Below are 11,869 nucleotides of genomic sequence, written 5' to 3' on the forward strand. Positions count from 1 at the left end.
GATGAAACGACTTGTTTTGCATAACCACTTCTTCTGGCTGTTCCTCGTGGTGATGTTCGCGCTGCCGGTGTTGCCCGGCGTCGTGCGCGTGCCCGAATACTGGATCACGCTGCTCAACTACATCGGCTTGTATTCGATCGTGGCGATCGGCTTGGTGCTGCTGACCGGCATCGGCGGGATGACGAGTTTCGGGCAGGCTGCGTTCGTCGGGCTGGGCGCTTACGCCACGGCGTATCTGACGACGCAGTACGGCGTTTCGCCGTGGCTCGCGCTGATCGTCGGCGTGGTGATTACGGCGCTGGTCGCGCTCGTGCTGGGCCTCGTGACGATGCGGCTCTCAGGCCACTTCCTGCCGCTGGGCACCATCGCCTGGGGCCTTGCGCTGTTCTTCCTGTTCGGCAATCTGGACATGCTCGGCAAGTACGACGGCATCAACGGGATTCCGGTGCTCAAGGTGTTCGGCATCGAGCTGGAGTCGGGGCGGCACATCTACTACCTGATCTGGGTGGTGGTGCTGGCTTCGGTGATCTCGGTGCAGAACCTGCTGAACAGCCGCACCGGCCGGGCGATTCGCGCGCTGCGCGGCGGCGGTCTGATGGCCGAGGCGATGGGCGTCAATACGGCGTGGATGCGCGTGGTGATCTTCGTCTACGCGGCGGTTCTGGCGGCGGTCTCGGGCTTTCTCTACGCGCACTTGCAGCGCGCCGTGAACCCGACGCCGTTCGGCCTGAACCACGGCATCGAATATCTCTTCATGGCGGTCGTGGGCGGCGTTGCGCATGTCTGGGGCGCAGTGCTGGGTGCGGCGATCCTCACCTTGCTGCAGGACTGGCTGCAGACGTTGCTGCCCAAACTGCTCGGCGAGAACGGCAACTTCGAGATCATCGTCTTCGGCATTCTGATGGTGCTGCTGCTCCAGTACGCGCGGCGCGGCGTCTGGCCATTTGTTGCGCGCTTCTTTCCACGTGGGCCGCAGGCGCACGTGCCCGAGCACGCCGAGCCTTTGCCGCAACGCAGCAAGCCGGCGACGGGCGAGTTGCTGTTGACCGTCGATAAGGCGCGCAAGCAGTTCGGCGGGCTGGTGGCGGTGAACGATGTGAGCTTCGAGGTGAAGGCTGGCCAGATCATCGGCCTGATCGGGCCGAACGGCGCGGGGAAATCGACCACATTCAACCTCGTGACTGGCGTGCTTCAGCCGACTAGCGGCGCGATCACGTTCCGTGGCGAGCGTATCGACAAGCTGACTTCACGTGAAATCGTCGCGCGTGGCATCGGGCGCACCTTCCAGCATGTCAAACTCCTGCCGACGATGACCGTGCTGGAGAACGTGGCGATCGGCGCGCATCTGCGTGGGCATTCGGGCGTGCTGCGCAGCGTCGTCAAGCTCAATGCGGCGGAAGAGGGGAGGCTGATGAGCGAGGCGGCGAGGCAGCTAAAGCGCGTCGGCCTGGAGTCGCAGATGTATGAGGAAGCGGGCAGTCTGGCGCTGGGCCAGCAGCGGATTCTGGAAATTGCGCGGGCGCTTTGCTGCGATCCGACCCTGCTGTTGCTGGACGAACCGGCGGCGGGCCTGCGTTATCAGGAGAAGCTGCAACTGGCGGCGTTGCTGCGCAAGCTGAGGGAAGAGGGGATGAGCGTGCTGCTGGTCGAACACGATATGGACTTCGTGATGAATCTCACTGATCGACTGGTCGTCATGGAGTTCGGCACGCGCATCGCCGAAGGCTTGCCGCAAGATGTCCAGCAAGACCCGGCGGTGCTCGAAGCTTATCTGGGCGGGGTGGAATGATGACGCAAGCCATCCTCGAAGTAACGGGCCTGGCCGTGCGCTACGGCAAGATCGAGGCGCTGCATAAGGCGTCGATCAAGGTTGGCGCCGGGCAGATCGTCTCGGTGATCGGGCCGAACGGCGCGGGCAAGTCGACGCTGCTGAATGCAGTCATGGGCGCGCTGCCGGTTACCGGGCATGCGAGCGGCAAGATTGCCTACCAGGGCGAAGACGTCGGCGCCTTGCCCATCGAACGCCGGGTCGCGCGTGGCATGTGCCTCGTGCCGGAGAAGCGGGAGTTGTTTGCGTCGATGTCGGTTGAGGACAATCTCGTGCTCGGCGCGTACCGGCGCAAGCGGGCAGGGGAGCGCGACTTTCTCGATCAACTCGATCACGTGTTCGAGCTTTTCCCGCGCTTGAAGGAACGACGCGCGCAGGCCGCAGGCACGCTTTCGGGCGGCGAGCGGCAGATGCTCGCGGTGGGCCGGGCGTTGATGGGCAAGCCCGACCTGTTGATGCTGGACGAGCCGAGCCTTGGCCTGGCACCGTTGATCGTGAAAGAGATCTTCCACATCATCAGCGCGCTGCGGCAAACGGGCGTCGCGACCTTGTTGATCGAACAAAACGCGCGCGCGGCTTTGCAGATTTCCGACTACGGCTACGTGCTGGAAACGGGCGATCTGGCGCTGGAAGGGCCGGCAAATGATCTGGCGCAGAACCCGCGAGTGATCGAGACGTATCTTGGGTTGGCGAAGAAACCCGTCTAGTTCTCGTCAGGCTCTGCAGAAATCGGCGGCGTGTTTCACGTGAAACACGCCGCTTTTTTTCTTCGGCCCGATTAAACCTTATTCGGGTGTGATCGGTCGAAAACCTGAAACCGTTATAATCCGCGCATACCACTTTTTCTGAGAAGGCTCACGCGGTCCATTCGTCCGTGCGTGAGGTCCCCGCCATGCTTTTTCCCACAGAGTTTGACGTAATCGTCGTCGGCGGCGGTCACGCCGGCACCGAGGCCGCGCTTGCCGCTGCCCGTATGGGCGTGAAGACGCTCCTGCTCACGCACAACATCGAAACGCTCGGCCAGATGAGCTGCAATCCGTCGATCGGCGGTATTGGCAAAGGCCATCTGGTCAAGGAAGTCGATGCGCTCGGCGGCGCGATGGCCGCAGCGACGGACGAGGGCGGCATTCAGTTCCGCATTCTCAATTCGTCCAAGGGCCCGGCTGTGCGTGCGACGCGCGCCCAGGCTGACCGCATTCTTTATAAGGCTGCGATCCGTCGTCGTCTCGAAAATCAGCCGAATCTCTGGCTGTTCCAGCAAGCTGTCGAAGACCTGATGGTCGAGGGCGATCGCGTGGTCGGCGCAGTGACGCAGATCGGTCTGCGCTTCCGCGCCCGCGCCGTGGTGCTGACGGCAGGGACGTTCCTCGACGGCAAGATTCACGTGGGCCTGAACAACTACACCGGCGGTCGCGCTGGCGATCCCGCCGCGGTGACCTTGTCCGCACGCCTGAAGGAGCTGAAGCTGCCGCAGGGCCGCCTCAAGACGGGCACGCCGCCGCGTATCGACGGCCGCACGATCGACTTCTCGGTGCTCGAAGAGCAGCCGGGCGACCTCGATCCGGTGCCGGTCTTCTCGTTCCTCGGCCGTGCCGAGCAACATCCGCAGCAGATTCCGTGCTGGGTCACGCACACCAACGAGCGCACGCACGACATCATCCGTGGCGGTCTGGACCGTTCGCCGATGTACACGGGCGTGATCGAAGGAGTAGGGCCGCGCTACTGCCCGTCGATCGAAGACAAGATCCATCGCTTCGCCTCGAAGGAGTCGCATCAGATTTATCTGGAGCCGGAAGGGCTGACGACCAACGAGTTCTACCCGAACGGGATCTCGACGAGCCTGCCGTTCGACGTGCAACTGGACCTCGTGCATTCGATGCGCGGCCTTGAGCACGCGCATATCCTGCGTCCCGGCTATGCGATCGAGTATGACTACTTCGATCCGCGTGGTCTGAAGGCTTCGCTGGAAACCAAGGTCATCAACGGTCTGTTTTTTGCGGGTCAGATCAATGGCACGACCGGCTACGAGGAAGCGGCCGCCCAAGGCTTGCTCGCGGGTATCAACGCCGGTCTGCAGGTGCAGGGCAAGGATGCATGGTGCCCGCGCCGCGATCAGGCTTACCTCGGCGTGCTGGTCGACGATCTCGTGACGCGTGGTGTGTCCGAGCCGTATCGCATGTTCACGAGCCGTGCTGAATACCGCCTGAGCCTGCGTGAAGACAATGCCGATATGCGTCTGACGGAAATCGGCCGTGAACTGGGTGTCGTGGACGACGAACGCTGGGACGCATTCAGTCGCAAGCGCGATGCTGTTTCACGTGAAACCGAACGCCTGAAGTCGACGTGGGTGAATCCGAAGACGCTTGGCGCGGAAGAAGCAACGGCACTGCTCGGTAAGCCGATCGACCACGAATACAATCTCGCCGATCTGCTGCGTCGCCCGGGCGTGAGCTACGACGGTGTGATTGCGCTGCGCGAAGGTGCCTGCGCACCCGACGCTCCGCTTGCGGATGACGCGATCCTTCTTGAGCAGATCAAGGAGCAGATCGAGATCGGCATCAAATATCAGGGCTACATCGACCGTCAGGCCGACGAAATCGAACGCAACGGTGCGCACGAGAACACGCGCTTGCCCGAGGGTATCGACTACGCGGAAGTGCGTGGACTGTCGTTCGAGGCGTGCCAGAAGCTCAGCCAGTTCCGCCCGGAAACTATCGGTCAGGCGTCGCGTATCTCGGGTATTACGCCTGCCGCGATCTCGCTGCTGATGGTTCACCTCAAGCGCGGTCTGGGGCGTCGTCGCCAGAATCCGGCCGATGCCGGCACCGATAACAAGGCGGCTCAATGACGGCTCGTTCACGGCAACCGGGTGTCGCGGACCGCGACGGACTTGCACGCATGCTGGAGGAGGGCGCCACGGCGCTTTCCCTCAATCTGACCGAGCGTCAACACGAACAACTGCTGGACTACGTCACGCTGCTGGCGAAGTGGAATGCCGTCTACAACCTGACGGCCATCCGTGATCCGCGCCAGATGATGATCCAGCACATCCTCGATTCGCTTTCGATCCTGCCGCATCTGCCTTCACGTGAAAACGCGACGGTGCTCGATGTTGGATCGGGCGGTGGTCTGCCCGGCATCGTGCTGGCGATTGCGCGTCCGGACTGGCATGTGACGCTGAACGACATCGTGCATAAGAAGACGGCGTTCCAGTCGCAGGCCAAGGCTGAACTGGGACTGACGAATCTGGCGGTCGTGACGGGGCGCGTGGAATCGCTGCGCCCTGGCATCGAAGTGCCGAAAAAATTCGACATGATCGTCTCGCGGGCATTCGCGGAACTGTCCGATTTCGTTACACTGGCCCGTCACCTCGTTGCCGACGATGGCGCGATCTGGGCGATGAAGGGTGTACGTCCGGACGGCGAAATCGAGCGTTTGCCCGAGGGCGCGCGTGCGGTGAAGACGATTCGTCTGGCCGTACCGATGCTCGATGCAGAACGCCATCTGAGCGAAGTACTGGTCGAACCGCTGCCGCAGGCTTGAGCGCGGCAGAAAGTACGCCAGGCGTACGCAACGAATAGCAGCACACGCAGCACAACCAGCACCATTGGCCGAAAGGCCGAATAGCGTGGCCCACAAGGCTGCGCTAACGTAAGCAAACTTTCAAGGCAGTAAAAGGGACACACACAAGATGGCAAAAATCTTCTGCGTTGCGAACCAGAAGGGCGGCGTCGGCAAGACGACGACAACGGTCAATCTCGCCGCGAGCCTCGCATCGCAGGGACAGCGTGTCCTTCTCATCGATCTCGACCCGCAGGGCAATGCCACGATGGGCAGCGGCATCGACAAGGCCGCCTGCGAGTACACCGTGTACGAAGTGCTCGTCGATGGCATCTCGGTGCCCGACGCACGCACGAGCCCCGAGCATGTCGGCTACGACGTGCTGCCCGCGAACCGCGAACTGGCCGGCGCCGAAGTCGAGCTGGTGTCGGTCGATCAACGCGAACGTCGTTTGAAGAACGCGCTGGCCCAGGTGGACGATCAATACGACTTCGTGCTGATCGACTGCCCGCCCGCGCTGTCGCTGCTCACGCTGAACGGCCTGTGCGCAGCGCACGGCGTCGTGATCCCGATGCAGTGCGAGTACTTCGCGCTCGAAGGTTTGTCGGATCTCGTGAACACGATCAAGCAGGTCCACGCGAACATGAATCGCGACCTGAAGGTCATCGGCTTGTTGCGCGTGATGTTCGATCCGCGCATCACGCTGCAGCAGCAGGTGTCGGAGCAACTCAAGGAGCACTTTGGCGACAAGGTGTTCGACGCGGTGATCCCGCGCAATGTGCGTCTCGCGGAGGCACCCAGCTACGGCTTGCCGGGCGTGGTGTTCGATCGCGCTTCGCGCGGTGCGCAGGCCTACGTGCAGTTCGGCGCGGAAATGATCGAGCGCGTGCGCGCGCTCTGACGCAGACTGGGGAAGCACGATGAACGCAGTAGCACGTAAGAAAGGATTGGGCCGAGGACTCGAAGCATTGCTCGGCGGCAGCGCGGACATCACCGAAGCGGTGAAGATCGAAGGCGCACCCAACACGCTCCCGCTCACGCAGATGCAGGCGGGCAAGTACCAGCCACGTACGCGCATGGACGAAGGCGCGCTTCAGGAACTCGCCGCGAGCATTCGCGCGCAGGGTCTGATGCAGCCGATTCTCGTGCGTCCGATCGGCGGCGATCGTTACGAGATCATCGCCGGCGAGCGACGTTTCCGCGCCGCGAATATCGCGGGTCTGACGGAAGTGCCGGTACTCGTGAAGGACGTGCCGGACCAGGCCGCCGCCGCGATGGCGCTGATCGAGAACATCCAGCGCGAAGATCTGAATCCGCTGGAAGAGGCGCAGGGTATCCAGCGTCTGCTCGACGAATTCAATTTCACGCATGAGCAGGCCGCGGAATCGGTCGGGCGCTCGCGCAGCGCAGTATCGAATCTGCTGCGTCTGTTGAATCTGGCGATGCCGGTACAGACGATGCTGCTCGCCGGCGACCTCGACATGGGTCACGCGCGCGCGCTGCTCGCCGTGGATGCGGCAACGCAGATCCAGCTCGCGCATCAGGTGGTCAATCGGCGCCTGTCCGTGCGTGAAACGGAAAAGCTCGTTGCGGCCACAACCAAAGCCGTACCCGCAGTCAAGGCCAAGGTTGCGCAGGATGGCGGGCGCGATACGCGTCGGCTCGAGGAAGAGTTGTCTGACCTCTTGGCTGCGACGGTCAAGATCAAAGTGGGCCGCCGTGGAAGAGGTCAGTTGACTGTTGACTTCGGCGACCTCGATTCGCTCGAGGGCATCCTGCTGCGTCTGCGCGGCGAAACCGCAGTCTGACGCGCCACGCCGCGCCCAGTGCGAGAATCCGACGCCGCCAAGCGCGGCTCCGCGAACGAAACGCCGAACCTGTTGCAACGGTTCGGCGCGTTTGCTCGTGGCGAGCCAGTGCTGACGATCCTCGTCGTCGCATTCGTTGCGCTGCAGGTTTTTGCGCCGCGCCCATGGTCCACGCTACCGGCGCTGGTCGACTGGCAAACGGTGATGACGCTCGCCGGTTTGCTGATTCTCACCAAGGCGCTGGAATATTCAGGATTCCTCACATGGACGGCGCATCGCCTGGTCCATCGCATCCGCTCTGAGCGTTCGCTCGCTTTTTTGCTGATCGCGCTCGCGGCAGCGCTCTCGACCGTGGTGACCAACGACGTCGCGCTTTTCGTCGTGGTGCCGCTGGTGCTCTCGCTGCACAAGCTCACGCCGTTACCGCTCAAGCGGCTCGTCATCATGATCGCGCTGGCCGTGAACGCCGGCTCGGTGCTCACGCCGCTCGGCAATCCGCAGAACCTGTTTCTCTGGCAACTGAGCGGCGCGTCGTTCGGTCGCTTCGTCGTCGCGCTTGCGCCGCTGTGCGTCCTGCTGATGGCGATGCTATTCGTGCTGGCCGCGCTGATGTTCAAGCCACAGGCGCTCGACCTCACGAAAGACGTCGAAGAACATCCCGTCGATCGCGCGCTGGCCGGCGTGGCCGCCGTGTTGTTCATCGGCTTTGTGCTGCTCGCCGATGCGCACCGCGCCGGCATCGCGCTGGCCGGAGTAGGGGCGGGCTTTTTGCTGTGGCGTGCGCGCATCGTTTTGAAGATCGACTGGCTGCTTTTGTTGATCTTCGTGCTGATGTTCATCGTTTTGCGCAGCGCGGCGGCACTGCCGTGGATTCATCACGCACTCGCCGATCTCGCGTTGCAGACACCCCTGCGCGCTTATGCCGCAGGAGCGGTTCTCTCGCAAGCGATCAGTAATGTTCCCGCCGCAATCGTGCTGGCCAACTTCACGCACGACTGGCGCGCGCTGGCATTCGGCGTGAGCGTCGGCGGCTTTGGGCTGGCGATCGGCTCGCTGGCCAACCTGATTGCCGTGCGTTTGTCCGGCGAACGCGGCGTATGGCTGCCGTTCCACCTGATCTCCATGCCATTCTGGTTAATCGCAGTATTTGGCGGCGGACTTTTGTTGTATTTTTTCTGACGGAAATGCGACAAGGCGGCGACACGAGCGCCGTTCCACGGTAAAATCGCGCCCCGTTTTGCCTGGCTCTCCTGAGTGCGGAACGTGCGGCGCGCGCTCCCTTACAGTTGGCATTACCCCCCGCGTAATGGCGTGTTTCCCGCATGATGAAGTAGCATTTCACGGGTGTTATTGAGCGGGCTAAAGTCTTGAATTGGCTGCAACTATCGCTTACAATCGCCCGGATTTATTTGGTTGGCGATGCTGTAAGCACGTTGCAAGAAACGCGCGCAAGGCAAATATCCGGAAGCAAACGATGGTGGGTCAGAGGCCAGACGAAGCGCCGCAGGCGCATGAAGGGCCCGATGGTCCGCAACGCGGGAGCGAAGCATCCAGCCATGAGCAGGATGCAGTAACGGATACGGCAGGAGCCACGGTGCGTAAAGGTACTGACCACAACGCAGAGTGGGACGCCGACCAGCCAGATAACAACGACATCGTTCCGCTCACCCGGGCAGAAGCCGAGCAGATCTTCGGCGCACAGGTGAGCCGCCCATCCCGCGTCACACCTTTTCGTGTCGTGGCGGCGCAAGTGGTTTTGTCCCTGGTTGCTACGCTGGTCTGGTGGCTGTTTTATAAGCCGCCGGGTGTGCATGCGCCGAACGCCGTAGCGCTATCGGCGTTCCTGGGTGGAGCGATCTGTTGGGTACCGGGTGCGCTGTTCGCGGCGCGCCTCAAGCAGTTGAGCCGTGCAGCGACCGTGTTCAACTGGGTGCTCGGCGAAGCATTCAAGATGGGGGCGACGATAGCGATGTTCGTCGCCATCGCGTTCGGGTATCACGACGTGCAGTGGATTCCGTTGCTCGTGACTTACCTGATCGCACTGAAGACATACTGGATCGCGCTTGCGTTGCGCTGACCCACGCTGACATCGCGCCGCCCTCTATCTATATAGAGCGCGTCGAAGCGATCGAGGCAGTGCTGGTTGGACAACGCGGGGCGGCACATGCGGAGTTATGACTCACTCCGCGGCGGTGTGTTCCCGCAATACAGTTTTGCGCGGGAACAGCCGGAACCGATTTTCGACAATTTGGGTGGCTTTTAACGATATGGCAGCTAGCGAAGGCACGCGCGCTCTGGATCCGTCAGAGTACATTGCGCACCACTTGCAGAACTTTTCCACCTCGCATCAGACGTCGATCGTCGATTTTCACGTCTGGAATATCGACACGCTGTTCTGGTCGATTCTCTGCGGCCTCGTGACCATCTTCCTGCTGCGTCTCGCTGCGCGTTCGGCGACCCCGGGCGTTCCGGGCCGCTTCCAGTGCGCGATCGAGATGCTGGTCGAAATGGTCGAAGACCAGTCGAAGTCCATCATTCACGGCAATCGTAAATTCATCGCCCCGCTGGCTCTGACGGTGTTCGTCTGGGTTGCGCTGATGAACTGTCTCGACTTCATCCCCGTCGACCTGCCGGGCCGCGTGATCGGCTGGCTGGGTCTGTCCGAAGCACTGCCGCACCAGCGTATCGTCCCGACCGCCGACCTTAACGGCACGTTCGGTATCGCGCTCGGCGTCTTCGTGCTGATGATCTATTACAACCTCAAGATCAAGGGTCCTGGCGGCTTCGTGCACGAACTGCTGTCGGCCCCGTTCGGTTCGCATCCGCTGCTGTGGATTCCGAACCTTGCACTCAACATCATCGAGTTCGTCGCCAAGACGGTTTCGCTCGCGCTGCGGTTGTTCGGCAACATGTACGCAGGCGAACTGCTGTTCCTGCTGATCGCCCTGCTGGGCAGTCTCTGGACCTTCGGTGCGGACACGACGGTGCTTGGCTTCATCGGCCACGTGATTGCAGGTAGCGTCTGGGCGATCTTCCACATCCTGATCGTTCTGCTGCAAGCGTTCATTTTCATGATGCTGACGCTGGTGTATATCGGCCAGGCACACGACAGCCACTAAGCGGCAGTCGAACCAAGAATTGCAGTTTTAAGTTTCAAATCCCCAGTTCCAGAAAATCTCACAAAGGAGTGATCATGCAAGCTTTCATCGCCAACATCCAGGGTTTCACGGCCATCGGTATCGGCATCATCATCGGCCTGGGTGCAATTGGCGCCTGTATCGGTATCGGCCTGATGGGCGGCAAGTACATCGAAGCGTGCGCACGTCAGCCTGAACTGATGAACCCGCTGCAAACGAAGATGTTCCTGCTGGCTGGTCTGATCGATGCAGCGTTCCTGATCGGTGTTGGTGTTGCAATGCTGTTCGCGTTCGCGAATCCGCTGCTGTCGAAGCTCGCCGCGGTCGCGGGCTAAGTTCCCTGGAAGGTTGCGCCTGACCTATAACGGAATGGCGCAGAGCGGAACGGGTGACGAGGCGCTGATCGAGTTTCACAACCGATGAGCGCCTTGCCGTTTCAATTCCCCGGAATAGCTGATTAAGGAAACACCGTGAATCTCAACGCAACCCTGTTTGCGCAAATGGTCGTGTTCCTGATCCTCGCGTGGTTCACGATGAAATTCGTGTGGCCGCCGTTGATCAACGCCCTCGACGAGCGCTCGAAGAAGATCGCTGACGGCCTCGCGGCTGCTGAAAAGGGTAAGCAGGAACTCGAAGCGGCGCACAAGCGCGTAGGCGAAGAACTCGCTTCGGCCCGTAACGAGGGTCAAAGCCGTATTGCCGACGCAGAAAAGCGCGCTCTGGCTGTCGCAGAAGAAATCAAGGCCCAGGCACAAGCTGAAGCGGCCCGCATCATCGCTACGGCGAAGGCGGACGCAGACCAGCAGGTCGTCAAGGCACGTGAAGCTCTGCGCGCCGAAGTCGCTGCTCTCGCTGTGCAAGGCGCCGAACAGATCCTGAAGCGCGAAGTCGATCAGTCGGCACATGCCGAACTGCTGAATCAACTGAAAGCCGAGCTCTGATCATGGCCGAACTTGCAACCATCGCCCGCCCGTACGCAGAAGCCCTGTTTGGCGTGGCCGAAGCAGGGGACCTGGCCGCCTGGTCCACGCTCGTTACGGAGCTGGCACAGGTTGCGTCCGTGCCCGACGTGCTGTCGGTCGCATCGAGCCCGAAAGTCAGTCATGCACAGGTCGTCGAGCTGCTGCTCGCGGCGGTGAAGTCCCCGCTCAAGGATTCGGCCGAGGCGAAGAACCTCGTTCAGATGCTCGTCGCGAATCACCGCCTGGAACTGCTGCCGGAAATCCACACGCAGTTCGAAGCGCTCAAGAACGCCAAGGCCGGTGCAGCAGACGCGCTGATCGTCAGCGCGTTCCCGCTCGAAGGCGCGCAACTGGCCGAACTTCTCGCCAGCCTCGAACGCAAGTTCAAATGCAAGCTGAAGCCGACTGTCGAAATCGACAAGTCGCTTATCGGCGGCGTGCGCGTGACGGTCGGCGACGAAGTGCTCGATACCTCGGTCCGCGCGCGGCTCGCCAGCATGCAGGCGGCTTTGACCGCTTGAACGCCTCGATCGCAACGATCGGGCGTGGCGGCTGGCACGCAACAGAATTGAA

General features: G+C 61.8%; 12 protein-coding genes. All 12 read left to right on the forward strand.

The window, feature by feature from the left end; all coding sequences use genetic code 11:
• Position 1 precedes the first annotated feature (1 nt).
• The 12 genes from U5A67_RS09690 to U5A67_RS09745 all read left to right on the forward strand — a co-directional run bounded on the left by U5A67_RS09690 (position 2) and on the right by U5A67_RS09745 (position 11,817).
• A complete protein-coding gene (locus tag U5A67_RS09690) occupies positions 2–1,789 on the forward strand; it encodes a branched-chain amino acid ABC transporter ATP-binding protein/permease (RefSeq protein WP_321813828.1) in 1,788 nt (595 codons plus the stop codon).
• Positions 1,786–2,535 carry an ABC transporter ATP-binding protein gene (locus U5A67_RS09695; protein ID WP_321813829.1) on the forward strand — a complete coding sequence of 250 codons (750 nt, stop codon included), beginning with the start codon at positions 1,786–1,788 and terminating at the stop codon, positions 2,533–2,535. The genes U5A67_RS09690 and U5A67_RS09695 overlap by 4 nt, the downstream gene beginning before the upstream one ends.
• A 185-nt stretch (positions 2,536–2,720) precedes the next feature.
• On the forward strand, positions 2,721–4,676 hold the full coding sequence (mnmG, locus tag U5A67_RS09700; protein WP_205983183.1) for a tRNA uridine-5-carboxymethylaminomethyl(34) synthesis enzyme MnmG: 1,956 nt from the start codon (positions 2,721–2,723) through the stop codon (positions 4,674–4,676).
• The gene (gene rsmG, locus U5A67_RS09705; RefSeq protein WP_205983184.1) at positions 4,673–5,371 is read left to right on the forward strand and encodes a 16S rRNA (guanine(527)-N(7))-methyltransferase RsmG; all 699 of its coding nucleotides are present in this window, start codon (positions 4,673–4,675) and stop codon (positions 5,369–5,371) included. Before mnmG ends, rsmG begins: the two co-directional genes overlap by 4 nt.
• Positions 5,372–5,519: 148 nt before the next feature.
• A complete protein-coding gene (locus tag U5A67_RS09710) occupies positions 5,520–6,290 on the forward strand; it encodes a ParA family protein (protein ID WP_205983185.1) in 771 nt (256 codons plus the stop codon).
• 19 nt (positions 6,291–6,309) lie between these two features.
• The gene (locus tag U5A67_RS09715) at positions 6,310–7,197 is read left to right on the forward strand and encodes a ParB/RepB/Spo0J family partition protein (RefSeq protein WP_205983186.1); all 888 of its coding nucleotides are present in this window, start codon (positions 6,310–6,312) and stop codon (positions 7,195–7,197) included.
• A gap of 69 nt (positions 7,198–7,266) precedes the next feature.
• A complete protein-coding gene (locus tag U5A67_RS09720; RefSeq protein WP_205983256.1) occupies positions 7,267–8,376 on the forward strand; it encodes an SLC13 family permease in 1,110 nt (369 codons plus the stop codon).
• 295 nt (positions 8,377–8,671) lie between these two features.
• Positions 8,672–9,274, forward strand: coding sequence for an ATP synthase subunit I (locus tag U5A67_RS09725; protein WP_415767802.1), 603 nt, complete (start codon positions 8,672–8,674; stop codon positions 9,272–9,274).
• A 190-nt stretch (positions 9,275–9,464) separates the two neighbouring features.
• Positions 9,465–10,316 (forward strand): F0F1 ATP synthase subunit A, encoded by an 852-nt coding sequence (gene atpB / locus U5A67_RS09730; protein WP_205983188.1) that lies wholly within the window; start codon positions 9,465–9,467, stop codon positions 10,314–10,316.
• A gap of 74 nt (positions 10,317–10,390) precedes the next feature.
• A complete protein-coding gene (atpE, locus tag U5A67_RS09735; RefSeq protein WP_027815999.1) occupies positions 10,391–10,669 on the forward strand; it encodes a F0F1 ATP synthase subunit C in 279 nt (92 codons plus the stop codon).
• Between the two features lie 135 nt (positions 10,670–10,804).
• Entirely contained in the window at positions 10,805–11,275 is a 471-nt protein-coding gene (locus U5A67_RS09740) for a F0F1 ATP synthase subunit B (protein ID WP_027816000.1), read from the forward strand.
• A 2-nt stretch (positions 11,276–11,277) separates the two neighbouring features.
• Entirely contained in the window at positions 11,278–11,817 is a 540-nt protein-coding gene (locus U5A67_RS09745) for a F0F1 ATP synthase subunit delta (RefSeq protein ID WP_205983189.1), read from the forward strand.
• Positions 11,818–11,869 lie beyond the last annotated feature (52 nt).

Origin of the sequence: Paraburkholderia sp. J69-1, from assembly GCF_905220255.1 — a bacterium.
GTDB lineage: Bacteria > Pseudomonadota > Gammaproteobacteria > Burkholderiales > Burkholderiaceae > Paraburkholderia.

What these genes read in the sequence shown, in the direction of transcription:
- atpE (WP_027815999.1), top strand. Translation starts at nt 10,391, where the DNA reads ATGCAAGCTTTCATCGCCAACATCCAGGGTTTCACGGCCATCGGTATC.
- rsmG (WP_205983184.1), top strand. Translation starts at nt 4,673, where the DNA reads ATGACGGCTCGTTCACGGCAACCGGGTGTCGCGGACCGCGACGGACTT.
- atpB (WP_205983188.1), top strand. Translation starts at nt 9,465, where the DNA reads ATGGCAGCTAGCGAAGGCACGCGCGCTCTGGATCCGTCAGAGTACATT.
- U5A67_RS09745 (WP_205983189.1), top strand. Translation starts at nt 11,278, where the DNA reads ATGGCCGAACTTGCAACCATCGCCCGCCCGTACGCAGAAGCCCTGTTT.
- U5A67_RS09725 (WP_415767802.1), top strand. Translation starts at nt 8,672, where the DNA reads ATGGTGGGTCAGAGGCCAGACGAAGCGCCGCAGGCGCATGAAGGGCCC.
- U5A67_RS09690 (WP_321813828.1), top strand. Translation starts at nt 2, where the DNA reads ATGAAACGACTTGTTTTGCATAACCACTTCTTCTGGCTGTTCCTCGTG.
- U5A67_RS09710 (WP_205983185.1), top strand. Translation starts at nt 5,520, where the DNA reads ATGGCAAAAATCTTCTGCGTTGCGAACCAGAAGGGCGGCGTCGGCAAG.
- mnmG (WP_205983183.1), top strand. Translation starts at nt 2,721, where the DNA reads ATGCTTTTTCCCACAGAGTTTGACGTAATCGTCGTCGGCGGCGGTCAC.
- U5A67_RS09715 (WP_205983186.1), top strand. Translation starts at nt 6,310, where the DNA reads ATGAACGCAGTAGCACGTAAGAAAGGATTGGGCCGAGGACTCGAAGCA.
- U5A67_RS09695 (WP_321813829.1), top strand. Translation starts at nt 1,786, where the DNA reads ATGATGACGCAAGCCATCCTCGAAGTAACGGGCCTGGCCGTGCGCTAC.